This window comes from Dictyobacter alpinus (assembly GCF_003967575.1).
Taxonomy (GTDB): domain Bacteria; phylum Chloroflexota; class Ktedonobacteria; order Ktedonobacterales; family Ktedonobacteraceae; genus Dictyobacter; species Dictyobacter alpinus.
In genome coordinates, this window is record NZ_BIFT01000001.1 from 2,602,781 (window position 1) to 2,621,799 (window position 19,019).

The following is a 19,019-nucleotide window of genomic DNA, read 5'->3' on the forward strand; positions in this document are numbered from 1 at the left end:
CCCGCACCCCGGCAGGGAGGACCCTGCACCCCGGTTTTAAGGCTTTTTGCCTTTATATTGTGCTGGTGTTTGCCCTTTCTGGAAACCCTCATTAAAGACGCCACTTTGGACGAGATAGTTTAGGAATAAAAGTTGGCGTTCGGCGAGGGAAGGCTCTTCATTTTCATTAGAAGTTGAAGATGATGCCTCCAGCTTGCGTGTCTTTTTGTTTGAAAAAATAGTCGGCGTGGTGGGTACGTTATCGTTATGCTCTGCTTGCAGTTGATCAGATAGATCTTGTGGGATTTCAGTGTTTGGCGTTGGGGTGTTGAAGCTGGTTTGTTCGATGGCTATAGATGTGTTGCCCATCATCGGAGTCGCAGGTTGGGTACCATTAGCAGTCGAGGGCCGGGCCGACTCGGCTGTGATTTTCCAACTCATATTACTGGCTGGATCAGAATCACGCGCAATGGTTGATGTTTTCCAGGGCCACCACGCGAACAGAGAGGTCAGCCAACGTTTGAGCGTTTGCGTGATCATCGTCTTTTTGCCCTCTTCATTGTAGGGATAACAGCTACTTTGTAACAAAGATTGTGAGGTCGCGCTACAGAGACACCCGCTGGTACAAGAGGTATATAATGACATAGTAGCATATCAATATGGACTCGTCAAACATACTTGCAATTTTATATACGGCGTGCCATAATCAAGGGTATCAGGCCTTGTAGAAAGGCCTTTTGATGTGTTCTCTGGCAAAGTTCCATACGTATGGATATGGAACGTTTTATGATGTAGCCTTTTCTGAAATAGTATAGAAAGACAGGTGTCGGCCATGCAGGAAGACGTTCTTGGAACCCGACGAACTGCCGTCACGGAAACGTATGTCACTTGTGCTCGGTGTGGTAAGGCTACGCGCCTTCGCTATGCTCGTGTGATTGAAACTGATGTACTTTCAGAGGGTAATTCCGAGTATGAATATATCTGCCCGGAATGCCAGAAAGCTCTTGCCTCAGGAGAGAAGGACCTTCCTCTCGGGTAAAGCATAACATCTTTTTATGTCGTGCCAATTAAGGCAAAAGGCAACGGGCATTCTTCATTGTACGCATGGAATATGCTTGCTTCCTTTTGCCTTTTTCTATTATGTACGACTCCTCCTTCCATTCATTGTGCTTGTCGTGATAAGCTTTATAAGCAAGTTCTTCGTATATATATAAAGGTAGTAGAGGCCGTGTGCCATCCCTTTAGATTTATGATAGGGGTATAAGCTATGCGCATGCGCTATCGATATGTGACCTATCGCTATCGTGAAGGTTCACAAAGGCAGCTAGAGCAGCATTATCGTCAGCTTTTGGATGACGCACTTCGCCAGAGCCAGCAATCGATCCTGCATCAATCGACGACGTGGCGTCCATTAGCCGATATCCTTGAGTCGGCTGAGATGATCAGGGTGAAGATTGAGCTGGCTGGTATGCAAGAAGAAGAGATTGATGTTACCCTTTACGAGGATGCGTTGGTCGTTAGTGGCGAGCGCCTTGATCTTCATGAATCTCAAGAAGGATTAAGCTATCAAGAGGCGCAGATACGCTATGGCCCCTTCCGGGTTGAGGTCTTTATTCCGAAGCCCGTTGATTGCGATGCTGTTACGGCCCGCTATGAAAATGGCATGCTCTCTGTAGACTTACCAAAGTTGCCCACCAAAAAAGTTGAGCAAGTGCATATTCAGGGTGTTGAAAATAAAAGTAAAATTATTCGAAATACGTAGAGAAGATTTTATGGAAAAAATTACAAATCATCATAAGGTAGATCCTCAAGAGGCGCAAGAGCCCCACACTGAAGCAAAAGATGAGCTTCTGGAGAATCTGCCTATTGACCAGGATGAGCCTGCCGAGGATCTTCCTGATGATACTCAGGCTGATTCGGAACAACATCCTGTTTCAGATGATCATACATCAGAGGATACCTCCTCCGATGAAAAGGAATCTGTTTCCCAGGAGCCAACCGAGGAAACTCCTGTGGCTGATGAGTCCGCTAGCGCTGAGAAACCTTCCACTGCAGATGCGGCTGATCATGCCCAGGAGCATCATGAGGATGAGGAACGTCTGAATATTCCTGAGATCCTGCCTATTTTGCCTTTAAAGGATACGGTGATTTATCCTTTTTCTGTGCAGCCTTTTGCGGTAGGGCAGGAACGCTATATTCGTTTGATTGATGATGTGATGCGTGGGAATCGTCTGGTTGTGCTGGTGGCTCAGAAGTCGCCGGATATTGATCATGCGGGTCCTGATGATATCTATCGTGTCGGTACTGTGTCCCGTGTCGGGCGTATGTTCCGCATGCCCGATGGAACGGTCCAGATTGCGGTCCAGGGCCTGGAGCGCGTGACGATTGATGAGTTTACGCAGGAGGAGCCTTATCTCCAGGCGCGCGTGACGGCTAAACCTGATATTCAGGAAGCGGACACTGAGACTGAGGCGATTAAGCGTAATGTGATCTCTTACTTCCAACGTCTGGTGGCACTGGTGCAAAATGTGCCTGAAGGCGTGGCGGCGGCAACCTTGAATCTTGAGGAGCCTCGCCAGGTTGTCTATGTGATTGCTACCTTTGTACAGATGGAGCTGGAGCTGCGCCAGAAGTTGCTTGAGATTGATTCTGTCCATGAGAAGTTGAATCAGATCAGTAATTTCTTGTCACATGAGTTGGAAATTCTTGAACTTGGCAAGAAGATTCAAAATAGTGCCCAGGAAGAGATGGGTAAGGTGCAACGGGAATATCTGTTGCGCGAACAGTTGAAGGCGATTCAACGCGAGCTGGGTGAGGAGAGCGAGGAGCAGGCTACGGTCAATGAACTGCGGCGTAAGCTTGATGAGGCAAAAATGCCCGAAGAGGCCTATAAAGAGGCTAATCGCGAGCTTGCACGTCTGGAGAAGTTGCCCACGGTCTCTCCTGAATATAGCATTATCCGTACCTACGTTGAGCTGCTGGTCTCTCTACCCTGGAATAAGGGTACGGCTACCCAGATTGATGTTCCTCATGCGCGTGAAGTCCTGGATGAGGATCACTATGATCTACAGAAGATCAAAGAACGTATCCTGGAATATCTGGCGGTACGGCGCTTAAAAGAGGATCGTCTCTCTGACAAACTGGCACGTGAGCGTGAGGATGTGCAGATTGAGGATGATGTGGAGGTGGAGAATATTACTCCTACCCAACCCCTCAAGGAGCAGGAGGCGGCTCGCCCGTTGAACCGGGAGCCTATTCTGTGTTTTGTGGGCCCTCCTGGTGTTGGTAAGACCTCACTTGGTCAGTCGATCGCCCGCGCTCTGGGTCGTAAGTTTGCGCGTATGTCTCTGGGTGGTATTCGCGATGAGGCTGAGATTCGCGGTCATCGCCGAACCTATATCGGAGCTATGCCTGGTCGTATCATCCAGACCTTACGCCGCGTCGAGGCCAATGATCCAGTTATCATGCTTGACGAGGTAGATAAAGTAGGTGCCGACTGGCGTGGAGATCCTTCGTCCGCTTTGCTTGAGGTATTGGACCCGGAACAGAACTACAATTTCCGTGATAACTACCTGGATCTACCTTTTGATCTTTCCAAGGTAATGTTTATCGCCACGGCCAATTCCCTGGAGCCAATTCCAGCTCCTCTGCGTGACCGCATGGAGATCCTTGAGCTGTCCGGTTATACGGAAGAGCAGAAGCTGCATATTGCCCGTAACTATCTGCTCCCTAAGCAGTTAGAGGCAAATGGACTGAAGGAAGATGAATTGACGCTTGACGATGATGCACTGCGCCGTCTGACACGTGATTATACACGTGAGGCGGGTGTACGTAATCTTGAGCGCCAGATTGGTTCTCTGTCCCGTAAAGTCGCTCGCCAGGTCTCTGAAGGCTTAGAGACGCCGATCCATGTGAATGCCGAGAAGGTCACGGAATACCTGGGTCGTCAGCGTTTCTTTGATGAGGCGGTTGAGCGCATTGATCGTCCCGGTATCGCGACTGGTATGGCCTGGACACCCGTCGGTGGTGAGATTATGTTTATCGAAGCCGCCACCATGCCCGGCAAAGAAGAACGCTTGATCCTGACAGGACAATTAGGCGATGTAATGAAAGAGTCAGCCATCGCTGGTCTCAGTTATGTACGCTCTAACGCGGTGGCCCTTGGTTTGCCGAAAAATGTCTTCGAGGGCCAAAACGTTCATATTCACGTACCAGCTGGAGCCATCCCCAAAGATGGACCATCGGCCGGCGTAACCATGGTCACGGTCCTGGTTTCACTGGCAAGTGGACGCAAAGTACGTTCAGATCTGGCGATGACCGGTGAGATGACCTTGCGTGGTAAAGTCATGCCAATTGGTGGCGTCAAAGAGAAGGTCCTGGCCGCCTATCGCTCAGGTATCCGTACCGTTATCCTTCCCGCCAAGAATGAAGCCGAGTTCATGGAAGACATTCCTAACGAATTACGTGATCAAATGCACTTCACATTTGCCACCGATATTCGCCAGGTCCTGGATACGGCTCTGGAGCCTGAAGATGAGCACCATGAGAAAGCCGAAGCCAATGGCGATGGACGTCATCGCAAACGCAAAGGTGAAAAAGGCGAAAAAGGCGAAAAAGCAACCGCTAAAGCCTAAACATATTATGCCACTGTAGTAATAAATCAGAGCTTGAAAAGAGAATGCATACCCATGCATTCTCTTTTTTTGTGTATCTACCAGTGCAAATGTTCTTTCAGGCTTAGGTAGCGGGGATTACCAATGATAATGTGGTCGAGCAGCTCGATGTCGAGTATTTTGCCGGCTTCGACTAGCTGGTTAGTAACGTCTATGTCTTCACGTGAAGGGGAGGGATCTCCGCTGGGATGATTATGGGTGACGATGAGACGGGGACAGTTGCGGGTGATAGCTGGACGCATGATTTCGGCGATACGCAGAACCGAGCTATTGACGGTGCCTTTATAGCGCTTGACGCATTCGACGACTTGATTTTTGGTATCCAACAAGAGAATATGCATCTCTTCATGGTCCAGGTACATGAGCTCTAAACGTACCAGGCGTGCGGCGTCATCGGCTGATTTTATTTGATAGCGTTTCTCGGTTGGTAGCACGCTCAGGCGTTTTCCCATTTCCAGTGCGGCCTTCAACTGAGATGTTTTTGCGGCCCCAATACCGTGCTCTGTGCTTAATTCATGAAAATCAGCGCTCATTAAGCCAGAGAGGCCGCCATATTTTGTGAGTAGCTTGGATGCTAGCTCGATAACATTCTCACGTTGCGTGCCGGTGCGTAGGATGATGGCCAGTAGATCAGCTGTGCTGAGCATCTCCGCACCATTCTTTTGCAAACGTTCACGGGGGCGATCACTGGCCGGTATATCGTGTACAGAGGCATGATATTCTGGCTTGACAGGTTCGGGGGAGGGTTCTATCGGGGGTGTTGGTTGCTCAGGTAATACATCATCCACATCATCTTTTAAAGCAGATACATTTATCATCATAGCGGCTTCTGCTCCTTCATTTTAGCGAGATACCATCACGAATCTTACCCTGTCACAATACCGTGGGCTGCCAGCAGGTGTAAATAGGCAAAATAGGAAGCGACCTCTATTTAGCTGTATTGATCTTGCCTTTTCGATGAGAATTGGGTACGCTTTCAAGCAAGCAGTAGACGTAGGCCCTTCTAAGTGTATGCAAGACACCGAAAGGATAAAAACATGACTGATACACATAAGTCTGGTAGGACAATCCACGTTCATCGCAACCAGTGGCATCTGGCCTGGGATAATAGTATCGCTCCCATTGGTAGGATCCAGTCTGGTGAGATCGTTGAATTTGATCTGCTGGATTCTGCCGGAGGTCAGATTGGGCCTGATAGTACGGTAGATGCGATCACGCATCTTGATTTTTCTCGTGTTGATCAGGTGAATGGTCCGATCTATGTTGAGGGGGCGGAGCCGGGCGATACGCTTGAGGTGGAGATCGTAGATCTTCAGCCGGCGGATTGGGGTTGGACCGCTGTTATTCCTGGCTTTGGTCTGCTGGCCGACGAGTTTTCTGAGCCGGCCCTTAAGATCTGGAAGATTGAGGGGGGCGCGGATGGCTGGGCCGAGTTCGCGCCTGGTATTCGTATTCCAATGGCTCCTTTCTGTGGTGAGATTGGGCTGGCTCCGGGGGCTGCTGGCGCGCTTTCAACTATTCCTCCTTATCGCCATGGTGGCAACATGGATACCAAACATCTGACAAAAGGTGCCCGGTTGTATCTACCTGTAGAGGCTCCTGGCGCCCTCTATTCAATGGGTGATGGGCATGCGGCGCAAGGTGATGGCGAGGTCTGTGGGACCGCTATTGAAGCTCCTATGCATGCTACAGTACGCCTGACTGTTCGTAAGGATCTCCAGATACAGGAACCTCAATTCCTGACTGCTGGCCCCCTGACATCCCGTACTAATACGGCTCCTTATTATGCCACGGACGGTATTGGACCCGATATGGTCGAGGCGACACGTAATGCGGTGCGCCATATGATTGCACATCTTCAGAGTAACTATCAACTCTCCCGCGAGCAGGCCTATATGCTTTGTAGTGTGGCCGTTGATTTGAAGCTCTGTGAAGTTGTAGATATGCCTAACTGGCTTGTCGGCGCTTTCCTACCACTTAGCATTTTTAGCAAAAATTCGTAGATCAGGAGACTAGCGTTTTGTAGGAAGGGGTGTGTATTGTATGTCTGACAAATTTCCATCTTCACCTGAACCGGGCCAGCTACGTGCAAATACCATTGGTCTGCCCGGCGTTTTGTTTCAATCCATTACTACGATGGCACCTGCATCGGCTGTTTCATTTAGCCTTGGCGCGGCCATTCCATTTACTGGTAGCGCGTTACCTCTGGCTGTTATTATTGCCCTTATCGTGTGTTGTTTTATTGCGTTAAGTATTGGTGCTTTAGCCAGACATTTGCCCTCGGCCGGCGGCTATTTTACCTATGTGAGTGAGTCGCTCAATTTTCATATTGGCTGGTTAACTGGATGGATGTTTGATCTGGCCTATTTGTTGATAGTGCCTTTTCAGCTTCTAGTCCTGGGACCTGTTGCGGATTCGTTCGTGAGTAGTATCTTTCACGTGCAGCTAGGTTGGGGCGTCTGGGCGATGATCTTTGCGGTTATTGTTTTTGCGCTGACCTTTTTCGGTATTAAGATCTCTGCCGATACAGGTATTGTGCTGGGAGTGATCGAGATTGTGGTGTTTACGCTGCTATCAATCTGGTTGATTGCTACTTCTAACAATAATACATTGGCTGTCTTCAATCCAGCTTCAAGTTTGCAGCCGAGATTAGGAGGCTGGCAGGGTGTACTGTTTGGGATGGTCTTTGTGCTGCTGGCCTTTGCTGGCTTTGAATCTTCAGCACCGCTAGCGGAAGAAGCGAAAAATCCACGCCAGACGGTTCCGCGTGCGATCTTTTTTGCGGCCCTGGGCATTGGCATTTTTTATGTTTTCTGCTCCTATGCCGGAGTTATAGGTTGGGGTCCTGCCAGAATTAGCGCATATAGTGCCGATCCTGATCCATGGGGAACCATGGCTACGCGCGTCTGGGGCCCCTTCCACATTATTGTGATCCTGGCGATTTTGAATAGCGCGCTTGGTAATGCCAATGCGGGCGTCAACGCAGCTTCACGTATGATGTATGCCATGGGTCGTACGCGCTCCCTACCACCTATCCTGGCCCATTTGAATCGTTCGAGTGTACCTGATGTCGCGATCATTTTTGCCATGATTATCGCCGTCATCTTTTCACTCTTGCCCGGTATCGCTTATGGACCCTCGACCGGCTTTGCGTTCCTGGGAACCGTGCTCACCTTACCTATCATTCTGGTATATATGGTGACTTGTATCTCTGTCCCCTTCTTCTACCTGCGTAGATATCGTTCAGAGTTCAGCGTGCTACGCCATATTATCGTGCCATTGATCCCATTTGTGATCCTGTTATTTGTACTTTACTTCCAATTCTCCCCGCTACCGGCGGCCCCACTGAATCTGGCGGGACCCATTGTTGGCGTCTGGTTGCTGATTGGTATCATCATCATCACCATCCTTAGCCGGCGTTCCGGTGATGCGCTAAAGGCCAGCGGCAAAGCCTATATTGAAGATGCCGAAGTCTAAGCGCATCAGCTGAAGCATCGTTATGTATTCTATCAAGGTCTTTATCTTTTTGATGATAAAGACCTTGATGCATTTATGCCAATAAATACTAACATCTCTGTATCTTTAATATTTATATCTCCGTATTATAAAAGGAATCTATTACCGTTTGACTATAGATAAATTGAGTTTATGATAGGTGCTATATGTTTTCGAAATCTCCGAATACACTTCAACCACCCTTACCTTCTACTGCTGTGGTTAGAAGTCCTGCTATCACTTCTCTTGCATGGATGATGCTTTGCTGGTTTTTTCTGTTGACTATGTATATATCCAATGCATCCATATACCTGAGCAGAAAATCAAGTGATTTTGATACTATTACGCTCGCTTTGTTCCCTAATATTTCACTTGCATGTATGTTTTTGGTTTTTTTGATTCCACTATGCAGGTATTTCTTTTTGCTGCTACGTCAGGATAGAAGGCGGAAAAAAGCGGCTGCAGGAAGTTCGACGGTAGTTTCATCTTTTCAACCACAAGTAGATGAGAAATTATATCGTGTGCCCATTTTTATTGATCAAAAAGCCAACTGGGTTGGTTACGCTAAACTTGGTTTATTAATTGTCCTGCTCTTGATCTCTAGCCTGGTTATTGTTGCCATAATCGAGTACAGTGTGTGGGGTAAATTTGCTTTTAATACTATCAGTCTTATAATGTATTGCGCCGGAGCCGTGCTCCTGTTTGGCTTATATGCAATTTCAATCAGGTCGTATGCCAGAACACAATTGATTGTTTCCGATACAGGCTTGATTAAACGTACTGCTAGTAAAGAGCAGTTTATGCCCTGGAACGAAGTGCACCTGTTTGCTATTGATGCGGTTGAGGGCGATAAGGACGCCATCAGGAACTTCCAGTTGAGCTATACGCGTGCACCTATGATTTTTGAGCTGTCGAGTGACATGGAGATGCTTCAATGGCGCTGGTTACGGCCTGCGCGCTGGTATGAGATAACACTTTTACAGCCCGTAATGGGTTATAAGGTCTATGAGCAGCAGATGCAAACCTTGCTATCGATTGTTGCTACCAGGACGAAGCTGCCCCTTTATGATCTACGTTAGCAATGATTGCTGATTGCCCTTCCCGTAGTATTGCTACCATTGAGCATATCGATTGATGGGGAATTGATAGAGGTCGTTTTGCCGGGGGCCTATAGTGAAAACGAAGCATGATTACCTGGCAAAATGTGATCAGCAATGAACACGCTAAACGACTTCTCCCCCGTGTGTATGCCATGCACCCGGGATAGAAAACGGAAGGGAAATCAGCATGATTAAATATCTCTGGCTGAAAAGCAAGACGTTTCACTTGTATGTATTATTTGTAGCGCTGCTGAGCTTTCTGCTGGCTTTTGGTGGGAGTAATATAAGCCATGCTCAACAGCAGACCATTATCCCGGTGACGATATGTGATCAGGTACATCTGCAAACTGCCATTAATAGTGCCGCCGGACTCCCCCCGGTTGTCGCTACCAGTGTTCCAGGGAAGACGCCAACAGTCGTTAATGATCTTTCTGCTGGCGATACCATTGTATTTCAGTGTAGTGGGACCATCGTCCTGACCGGTACGCTTGTGATTAACAAGAATCTGACCCTGGATGCTAATGGGCAAAATGTTACGCTGGATGGTAATAATAAGGTCCAGGTATTATCTATTGGTGATAAGGCGCATGTGGTTCTTAATACGTTCACCATTGCACATGGGCATGCTGCACTAAATGGTGGCGGTCTGGTGAACTACGGGGTGGTGCAAATTAATAATAGCGTCTTTATCAACAATTCTGCCAAATATGGAGGTGGGATCTGGAACGCTAACATGGTAGATATCAATAATAGTAGCTTCACTGATAATTCAGCTACTTATGGTAGTGGTATCTATAACGATGGCGGGACAGTGAGTCTCACGAATAGTGCGATTACCAGTGGGCCTACCCAATCTGCTAGCGATGGTCTTCTCAACAATGGTGGGACAGTGAATACCAGTGATAGTAACACATTTAGTGACCACAATTCCAGGGATAGTGATACTGATAGCGATGTCTCTGATGAGCCAGACGTATCACCAACAGCTACAGCTATAGTGAATCCATAATGAACTTTATCGACTACTAGAGCAAGTGCCCTCTTCGACGTAGCTAGTGCGTCTGGGAGGGCTTATTTTGTTATACCTGGCTTTCTTCTGATCCTTAACAAGCCTGTGAGGCTCCTGTATAGCTACCTGGTGATTGATAGAGATAATTTAATCGCCTGACTATAGTGAAAAAAGGTATCCTTGCCTGCTGGAATAGGATCAGCAATGATACGCCAGCCCACTATCCCGTGTGCAATTTTAGAGTATAAAGCGGCTTGCACCAGAGATGAGAGTGGAAGGGAACTACTGCATCGAGTAGAGCGATGCACCTATTTCACACTGACAAAATAATAGAGGAAGAAAACTACTATGAACAGACATCTCTGGTCGAGATGCAGGATGATGCACCTGTATCTTTTGTTTATGATGTTCCTGGGGCTGCTCGGGATCACCAAAGGACACAGTATAAGCTATGCTCATTGGCATGCGGCCATTCCGGTAACAATCTGTGATCAGGCACACTTACAGACCGCTATCACCACTGCCGTGGCTGACGATACGATTACGTTTCAATGTAGTGGAACGATTATTTTGACCAGTACTTTGACGATTAGCAAGAATCTGACCCTCAATGGCAGTGGACAAAATGTTACGCTGGATGGTAACAATGCTGTCACCGTGCTATCTGTCAGTAGCGGGGTGCATTTTACGCTCAATGCCATCACCATTGCGCATGGGCATGCCTCACTCTATGGTGGTGGCATTTATGACGATGGTACTGTAGATATTAAAAATGCTACCTTCACGAATAATGTTGCCGATAGCGAGGGTGGAGCAATCTTCCATAATGGCAATGGCACGTTAAGTATTGCCAGTAGTACGCTGATCAACAACGTGGCAAGCATCGGTGGCGCTGTCGCTTCTACCGATCGTACTGGCACCATCAACATTACAACCAGCACCTTTGACAATAATCAGGCGTCTAACGCAGGGGCCGTCGCGAATAGTGAGACGATGAATATTAGCGCCAGCACCTTTGTGAATAATAGTGCGTCATTCCGCGCGGCCGCCCTTGATAATGACAGAGAGCTGAATATCACCAACAGCACCTTTTCCAATAACAAATCATCCAGTGGTGTCATTTATAATCTGGCGACTGGCACGGTAAAGCTTACGTATAGCACCCTGGCGAATAACAATGGAGACGGGGCAGGCGTCATTACTAACTTTGGCACAATGACAATTGGGGCCACGATCCTGTCAAACCAGACCAACTGTTTTGGTGCCGTCACCGATGGTGGCTATAATCTGGAAAATGGCACAAGTTGCGGTTTCACGGCCCCCACCGATTTGCAAAAGACCGACCCCAAACTCGTCTCCGCCCTGGCCAATAATGGCGGACCAACACAAACGCTGGCTTTACAGAATAATAGTCCGGCGATCAACAGGATTCCACCCAATCTCTGCGTGGTCGCGGCTGATCAGCGTGGGATGAGCCGCCCTCAAGGTCCTGGTTGTGAAATAGGCGCATTCGAGTTTCGCGCCCCCATCCTGACGTTACCGAGTAACCCCATTACTGTCGCTGCCACCAGTCCCCAGGGTGCCGTGGTCAAGTATACGGTGACGGGCAGTCTACCTGATGATCCGAATAATCCGGCCATCGTGAAATGTACACCCGCCTCTGACAGTACATTTCCGGCTGGGACAACCACGGTGCAGTGTACTGCCAGTGATAGTGCTACCATTCCTGATGTGACCAGCGGTAGCTTCCAGGTCGTCGTGACTACAAGCGCTCCAACCCTGCACCTGCCACCTGATATTACTCAGGATGCGACCAGTGATCAGGGATCTACCATCAACTATAAGGTGACGGCAACAGATCCAAGTTATCCCTCAGATCAATTAACAATTGCTTGTCAGCTGCCATCAGGTAGCATGTTCCCTGTTGGGGATAATACAGTACATTGTAGCGCGACCAATCCTGCCGGTGCTACCACAACTGGCAGCTTTCCGATAACGATCAACAACCAGGCAACGCCCGTCTCATCGCCGACCCCGACTATGGTGCCGCCAGCCTCGCCAACCCCGACTGTGTCGGTAGCAGTAATACCAACCGTGACGGCAGTAGCCTCGCCAACCGCGACAGCAACAGTATCGCTACCTGCGACGATAGTAGTGTCGCCAACGGCTGTAGTAACAGCTTCGCCAACGCCGCTGCCACCAGATCTATCTCTTAAATTAAGCCATGAAGATCAACCCCATTTCCTTGTGGGAGATAGGATCATGTATCATATAGATACGCAGAATGGTGATAGTGCTGGTCTGCTGACAACAGCCAACTCGATCCAGGTGACCTCGACAATCCCCATAGGTTTCCGTGACTTGCATGCGACAGGACAGGACTGGCAGATCACACTCTCATCCACGACCAGTCCAGCGTTGCTTACAGCGGTCTATCAGGGATCATATCCAATCCTTCTGGGTGGTCATCTGCCAGGAATTGTGTTACAGGGACAATTCACCAGTGATGCGATGCCACAGCTATTATTATCCGCGACTGTGAGCGCACCCGGAGATACGAATAAGCTTAATGATACCGGCTATGATACTCTGCTGGTAACGGCTGTTCCCCTGACGGCAACGTCGGAACCAACCCTGTCAGCAGCAATGACACCGGTAATGGTTACGCCCGTTGAACAATCGTCCTCCACTAATCAGGGTAATGAGACTGGTTGTGATAACTGCCATGAAGGGAATAATGAAGATCTTCACCGGAATGATGAAGATCAGCATCGGGATAACGGGAATCATCATTGGGACGATGATGATCTTCATTTGACCACTCTTCATCATGATAATCAGGATCATTTTGACCACGCTCCTTCTTTTCATGATGAAGAGTGGTCAAAGTCTGCTTCGGCACACGGTTATCCTGCTCTCCCGAATACTGGCAGTGATCCATACGGCAAATAATGTCTGTTACAAGTTATTCATTATTACTGTTAGCAAGTGAAAAAAGGGAGAGGTGTTTACGACTACCTCTCCCTTTTTCTTGTTAGCACCTGCTGTTAAATAGCTACTAGTTGATGGAAGTACTGCCAGTCAAGAGCATGCTATCAGGGGCGGCGCAGGTTATCTGGTTATTGGCTCCCATACTAGCACCGTTGATGGTGAGTCCGCTGTTAATGGCATTGCCGATCTGATTGTTGAGTGATTGCTCGATCTGTTGATTATAGCTATCCGCATTGAAGGTGAAGATCAGGACGCTCAATCTGGTCTGGTCGACATGTAACCGCAGTTTGCCGTTTGCTGCCTGGGGTTCGAGGATGGTGGTGGCTGTGCCCAGCTTGAGTAGGGGTGTGCCAAAGACCAGGCTGATAATATCGGCGGTTACCACTAGTTTGCCGTTCTGCATGCTGAGCTTGATGTTTTTTGCCGTCATACTGTTGTTGATGGGTAGTTCACCCACACCAGAGGCGATCGCGGAGAGTGAGCTAAAAGGGACTTCAACATAGACTGGTACTGCCTGCGCGACTACTGTCTGACTACTTAGGGCCAGCATTCGCGTGGGTGATGAACCGACGTTGGTGGGTGATTGGACAAAGTTCGTTGTTGCTAATTGATATGGCGCAGGAACACTGCCCTGGGATTTGCTATTAGCGTCCATGGGAAGCTGTAGGCCCATTTCCAGGCTGGCTGCCCCACAATTAGTAATACTGCGCACACTGGTTAATTTTCCGATCGGTACCTGAATTGTGGTTAGTTGTCCTGTCATCAATGCCTGGCTGCCCGGTAGCGAGCTTCCATTGACCTGGATGGTTGAAGCATTGAGCACGTTAAACGTGACGAGCATATGGGATGTGGTTGGTTTGGGATCCCCTGAATAGAGACTGAGGGTCAGGCCAGCGTCAAAACCATTGGACTGCGCTTTGAGCCCGGTGAGCGTGACGGTAGGGCTGATGAGCGTGTTGGCTATTGATTTTATCCAGCCTTGATCTCCGGCTGGTGAGCCATTTAGAATATTGTTAACGGTGTTCGCTGTGATTCCGGGTACTTGCTGATTGATACTATCCTGGAAGCGTTGACGCAAAACATCCTGGGTAAGATACACTTTTGTCTCCAGCATACCGCCTGCCTGTGGTTGCCGTACTTCTGTGGGAGTTGCATTGACAGGTGCCGCCATGCCAATCAGCAGCAGCGCCAGGAGAAATACCCAGCAAAGCTGTATGGCGCGTGTGTAACGTCGTTTCATCGTCCCTCTTATCCTCTGGCTCTATCTATGTAATAAATTTTTGAAATCAAGGGTGGTATTAAAACAGATCGGCGATGGCAGCGATTGAGCTGAAATACCCTGGATAGTTGTCGCTTCTATTTGTAAGACGAACGTTATTGCACCTTTGCTACAAACAATGTTTTTACTGGTATGTATCGACAGGATTTTAACGTCTTTAAGTTGTTGGTGAATGGCTGGCATCACATCGGCTATGAGCATTTGATTGAGCGCTGTCTGCATCCCCTGCGCGACCGCGGGTCCAGCGTCGATGCTATCTCGCTTTACATGCTGTATCGCCAGTTGCATATTCTGCTTTTTGTCCAAATACATAGTGCTATCAAGCTCAACAGGCATGGTACGCTGGATGCCATTTAAATCAATGCCGAGGTTAAACGCGATCACCAGTTTATCATTTTCCATCGGCTTCACCGTCAGATCCTTAAGGAATTTTTGTTGTTTGCCGAGTTGACTGGCAAAAATTGAAGTGAGTGCCGTCTGGTTGAGTGATAGATCAATTTTGCGTGGCGCGTTAGCCTGATTGCCTACGCCTGTTTTTGTGCTGGCGCTACTAATGATCAGATACGTTGCCAGACTACTGCTGAGCACTAACAGGATAACCAGTAATAGGTTGACACGACTCCGTTTCGCTGCTGTGGCCTGTCCAGAAAGTGGTTGGACAGGCTTAGAAATTGGAGCGGTTAGTACTTGATCAATGGCTGCTTCCCGTGCACTGACCGGCATAGCACGACCCCAGAGGAAGAGCGCGGGGATGATGGCGAGCAGACAGAGAATAGCCGAGATAAAGAAGACGGTACAGTAGACGGTGTGGGCGGCTCCGATCAGATAGTTGGCATAGCCGGTTAAAGGATTACCTGTGGTTGCCTGTGGTGAGGTGGGATATGCCAGTGAGATCTGCCGGAAATAGGCCAGGGCCCACGAGGTCAGGGCCGCCAGACCAAAAATCATGCCAACCATGCGCAGTGCCGTCACGATCGAGGAACTCATTCCAACCTGGGTTGTACGGACCGCGTTAATGGCGGTGGTTCCGATCGGTGCGATCACCAGACCAAACCCAAAGCCCGCTGTAATCGTGGCCTGTGTCATCAGATTCCAATCAGCCTGAATCGGCCAGCGACTCATCAGATAAAATCCAGCGGCAGTAAAGAGTAGTCCAATAACGGCGGTGACGCGGCAGGTGATACGATGGCTCAGCCAGCCACCCAGCAGGGCTCCAATGGGGATCATGACGGTCAGGCGCAACAGGGCCAGACCACTATCCAGGACAGAACTCTGTAAGACGGTATCCACAAAGATGGGAATATTCGCCATCGCGATGATCAGGGCTGCTCCAACCAGCAGACTTACCAGGGCGGCGGCACTAAATTGGAAGTGCTTAAAAAGCTGGAGATCCACTACGGGCCAGCGTACTTTGCGCTCAACCAGGATAAAGGCGAGTAGAAAGACCAGGGCTAAAACCAGGGCCAGCGGATTATTTTGTGGCGTGGTCGCATTGGCGGCGGCGGGTCCTAGTGAAGTACCTTGTTGGGCCAATCCCAGGCTTAAGCAGGTCAGGGCAAGCGCGATAAAGATTGCTCCCAGCCAATCAATACTCTCCTGGAGTTTTGTGCCACCTGGAATAAAGATCCAGGCGGCTATCAATAGAGCCAGAACCAGAGGGACATTCAGATAGAAGATATATTGCCATCCCAGGCGCTCCACGATTAACGCGCCATACAGAGGACCAATGGCGCCGCCAGCCTCGGTGACCGCTCCAATAATACCCAGGGCCAGTGCCCGCTTTTTCGAGGTATATACATCACTGGCAATCGCCATCGCCACCGGCACCAGTGCGCCACCACCAATTGCCTGGATCACGCGGGCCATAATCAGCCAGATAAGTCCTGGTGATGAGATATCGATATGTAATGCAGCCAGAAATTGTAGTGGAACATTTTTCCCTAGTAATGGTGCTATGCCACAAAAAATAGAGCCCACCCCAAAGATCAGCAGGCAGAGCAAAAAGATGCGCCGACGCCCATAAATATCAGAGACTCGTCCCATTAATGGCATCGCCACCACGAAACCCAATAGATAAGCACTGATAATCCAGGCTGCATGATCCAATTGTGTCAATGGAATCTGCAAATCCGTGATTACCTGTGGTAAGGCCGTCACAACCACGGTTTGATCCAGAGCCGTCAGGAAGACGCCGATACAAGCCACAATCAGCGCCGCATTCGCGGCGCGCCTCGCTATTGGTGCTGGCTGTGTTGGCGTATGGTCCGGCAACGTAGGTAGGTCATCCAGTGTTAGATCATCAGGCAATATTCTGGTCCGTCGATTATCCGGCAGAACATTCGTTTTGCGGCTCATTTCAACTGTGGTAGGAGGTATATTTTGCTCAGTTTGATCTGAGGAATTGTACATTGCGCGCTTATATCGTGAGGATGTTTCATTGTCGTCTTCAAATGTATACATTCTTCCCCCATACGGAATGAGACATCTATCCATTAATTCATTAAAACGACCGGATCACTACATTCCTCTAGTATAAAGTATGAACCCATATCAGTCGATCTATTTAGCAATTTGGAGATAGATTTGATGGCTATTTACTGTCTCATAATAAACGCTTTTCCGAGCACGTTTCGGGCATCAGAAAAGAACACCCCCACCGAGCCACTCTCCTCTCGTAAAGGATGGGCTTGTCCCCAATGCGTTTCGGTTAAGCACATCCATTTTGAAATAAAAGCGAGTAGCGGCAGGTCTTGCACCTGCGACCTGTTCACGTATAACCATGCACAAGCAGTACGCAGCACGTACCTGATCTATTCGCCGGTACACGATCATGTGTTCGAAGAACATTTCATACGCGAACAGGTCGCAGGTGCAAGACCTGCCGCTACGTTGCATTATTCGCCAACTAATGCCTAACCGAAACGTATTGGGGCCTGGGCCTGCTCGTACATCTAGCAAGTTGCAGTTGCAAGACCTATCGGTGCCCTTAGGAGGCATGGCAGGGTCAAAAAGGCCCTGCCATGTTATGGGTTATTAGAGGAATAGTGAAACCATATAGAGGGTGGCGGCGGCGGTCCATGCCTGTACGTTACATGCCTGGCGGTAATCGACGAGGGCCCATAATTGTTGGATCTGGGGGGCTCGGATGACCTGAGAGGGGAGTACCATGTAGAGTTCGACTGGATTGTCGATGGTGGACAAAGCCTGTAATACGGAATGTGCTACGGTGCGTGCCTGGGTGTCGAAGCCGTAGCTTTCCATGCCGGCGGCGATGATGGCGTTATCGAAAGGCCAGATGGTTCCACGATGATAATTAAAAGGATCATAGCAATATGCCTGGTCTGAGAGTGTACGCAGTCCCCAGGGGGTCATCATATCGGCTTTAAGCAGGCGCTCACTGATCTGTCTTGCCTGCTGTTCGTCAACAGCCTGGCTCCAGAGCAGGTGACCGGGATTCGACGCTACCAGGGGAATCTGCTTCTTCTGTCCATCGATTGCCATTGCGTGTATATTTTCTTGTTCCAGCCAGAACGAAGCCAGCCCTTGGCGTAAGCCATCTATGCGTTGCTCAATTTGTGGGAGTAAGTCGGCATCCATGCGTTCCAGTTTTGTGGCCAAAGTGATATAGGCATTATACGCATCAAGTGCGTAGCCCTGCACTTCGATCCAGGCTAACGGATGATTCAATGACAGGTCATCAGGTGATAAGACTGAGTCGCTACTATCCTTCCAAATCTGATTTGGTAATCCATAGCCTCCTGGATTGCGCCGGGCATACTCAACCAGACCGTCCTGGTCTAAATCTGACCAGTTTAACATCCAGAGCAGGGCTGCATGGACATGGGGCCATAGCTTCTCAAGCAGGTCTCGATCATTAAAGTAGTCATCGATCTGTGCTATCGTTGAGATATAGAGAAACGTGGCGTCGAAGGCTCCATAGTAGCGTCCATTGCCATCTACAACTGGCCAGTGTGCCTCTACCATATTGGGTGGTACTGGCTCCCAGTATTCATGCACGATGCGGCCTGGTTGCTCCTCATTGGCATCATTGACCTCCTGCCCTTGCAACTGTCCCAGTCCGAGCAGGACGTTGCTGGCCAGACCATGCAGCCAGTTATGGTATGAGGCGTACACCCCTCCCTCTTGCCGCTCGCTTTCAGGCAAGTGGCGGATGGCCTTGAGCGCAAGTTGTACCGTCCATAGTGAGTCACGACCAAAGATAGCATGAAAGTGATCACCCTGCCCGCTCGCCATCAGGCCTAAGGGATTCTGCAATTCTTGTAATGCGGCTAAAGCTTTTTGCCAGAAATTAATTAATACATTACGCTCAAAAGAAGGAGCGGTCGATACGCCTTGCTCTGAAATTTCCTTCATGGGTATATATATGCTTGCTTCCTGCGCACATAATGATTTTCGACAAAAGATCATTATCTGTAAATCAGGTAGTAGCATGCTTCCTTTCATTGATTAATCTCATGCGTCAGACCGGGCGA

Annotated in this window: 12 protein-coding genes; 7 read left to right on the top strand and 5 right to left on the bottom strand. The window is 49.1% G+C overall.

Features of this window, described 5'->3' with window-relative positions; all coding sequences use genetic code 11:
- Positions 1 to 36: 36 nt before the first annotated feature.
- Complete coding sequence (locus tag EL633_RS10335; protein ID WP_126627096.1) at positions 37 to 519, bottom strand: hypothetical protein; 483 nt, start codon at positions 517 to 519, stop codon at positions 37 to 39.
- A 727-nt stretch (positions 520 to 1,246) separates the two neighbouring features.
- On the opposite strand from EL633_RS10335, the gene EL633_RS10340 reads away from it, so the two are divergent.
- Together EL633_RS10340 and lon are read left to right on the top strand one after the other, a co-directional pair.
- The gene (locus EL633_RS10340) at positions 1,247 to 1,741 is read left to right on the top strand and encodes an Hsp20/alpha crystallin family protein (RefSeq protein ID WP_126627097.1); all 495 of its coding nucleotides are present in this window, start codon (positions 1,247 to 1,249) and stop codon (positions 1,739 to 1,741) included.
- A 10-nt stretch (positions 1,742 to 1,751) separates the two neighbouring features.
- Positions 1,752 to 4,613: an endopeptidase La gene (lon, locus tag EL633_RS10345; RefSeq protein WP_246039114.1), complete on the top strand. Its 2,862-nt coding sequence runs from the start codon at positions 1,752 to 1,754 to the stop codon at positions 4,611 to 4,613.
- 77 nt (positions 4,614 to 4,690) lie between these two features.
- Here the strand turns inward: lon and radC are convergent, their stop codons facing one another.
- The gene (gene radC, locus EL633_RS10350; RefSeq protein ID WP_246039115.1) at positions 4,691 to 5,473 is read right to left on the bottom strand and encodes a RadC family protein; all 783 of its coding nucleotides are present in this window, start codon (positions 5,471 to 5,473) and stop codon (positions 4,691 to 4,693) included.
- Positions 5,474 to 5,689: 216 nt separating this feature from the next.
- Here radC and EL633_RS10355 point away from each other — a divergent pair, with 216 nt between their 5' ends.
- From EL633_RS10355 to EL633_RS10375, 5 genes are all read left to right on the top strand, one after another.
- A complete protein-coding gene (locus EL633_RS10355) occupies positions 5,690 to 6,655 on the top strand; it encodes an acetamidase/formamidase family protein (protein WP_126627098.1) in 966 nt (321 codons plus the stop codon).
- A gap of 40 nt (positions 6,656 to 6,695) precedes the next feature.
- Positions 6,696 to 8,129, top strand: a complete 1,434-nt coding sequence (locus EL633_RS10360; RefSeq protein WP_126627099.1) for an APC family permease — start codon at positions 6,696 to 6,698, stop codon at positions 8,127 to 8,129.
- 539 nt (positions 8,130 to 8,668) lie between these two features.
- Positions 8,669 to 9,226 carry a hypothetical protein gene (locus EL633_RS10365; RefSeq protein ID WP_126627100.1) on the top strand — a complete coding sequence of 186 codons (558 nt, stop codon included), beginning with the start codon at positions 8,669 to 8,671 and terminating at the stop codon, positions 9,224 to 9,226.
- A 208-nt stretch (positions 9,227 to 9,434) separates the two neighbouring features.
- The gene (locus EL633_RS10370) at positions 9,435 to 10,256 is read left to right on the top strand and encodes a right-handed parallel beta-helix repeat-containing protein (RefSeq protein WP_126627101.1); all 822 of its coding nucleotides are present in this window, start codon (positions 9,435 to 9,437) and stop codon (positions 10,254 to 10,256) included.
- A 348-nt stretch (positions 10,257 to 10,604) separates the two neighbouring features.
- On the top strand, positions 10,605 to 13,208 hold the full coding sequence (locus EL633_RS10375; protein WP_126627102.1) for a right-handed parallel beta-helix repeat-containing protein: 2,604 nt from the start codon (positions 10,605 to 10,607) through the stop codon (positions 13,206 to 13,208).
- Positions 13,209 to 13,314: 106 nt separating this feature from the next.
- Here EL633_RS10375 and EL633_RS10380 read toward each other — a convergent pair whose 3' ends face one another.
- The 3 genes from EL633_RS10380 to EL633_RS10390 all read right to left on the bottom strand — a co-directional run bounded on the left by EL633_RS10380 (position 13,315) and on the right by EL633_RS10390 (position 18,900).
- On the bottom strand, positions 13,315 to 14,487 hold the full coding sequence (locus EL633_RS10380; protein WP_126627103.1) for a hypothetical protein: 1,173 nt from the start codon (positions 14,485 to 14,487) through the stop codon (positions 13,315 to 13,317).
- 21 nt (positions 14,488 to 14,508) lie between these two features.
- Entirely contained in the window at positions 14,509 to 16,986 is a 2,478-nt protein-coding gene (locus EL633_RS10385) for an MFS transporter (protein WP_161982067.1), read from the bottom strand.
- 573 nt (positions 16,987 to 17,559) lie between these two features.
- Positions 17,560 to 18,900, bottom strand: coding sequence for an amylo-alpha-1,6-glucosidase (locus EL633_RS10390; RefSeq protein ID WP_161982068.1), 1,341 nt, complete (start codon positions 18,898 to 18,900; stop codon positions 17,560 to 17,562).
- Positions 18,901 to 19,019: the final 119 nt, after the last annotated feature.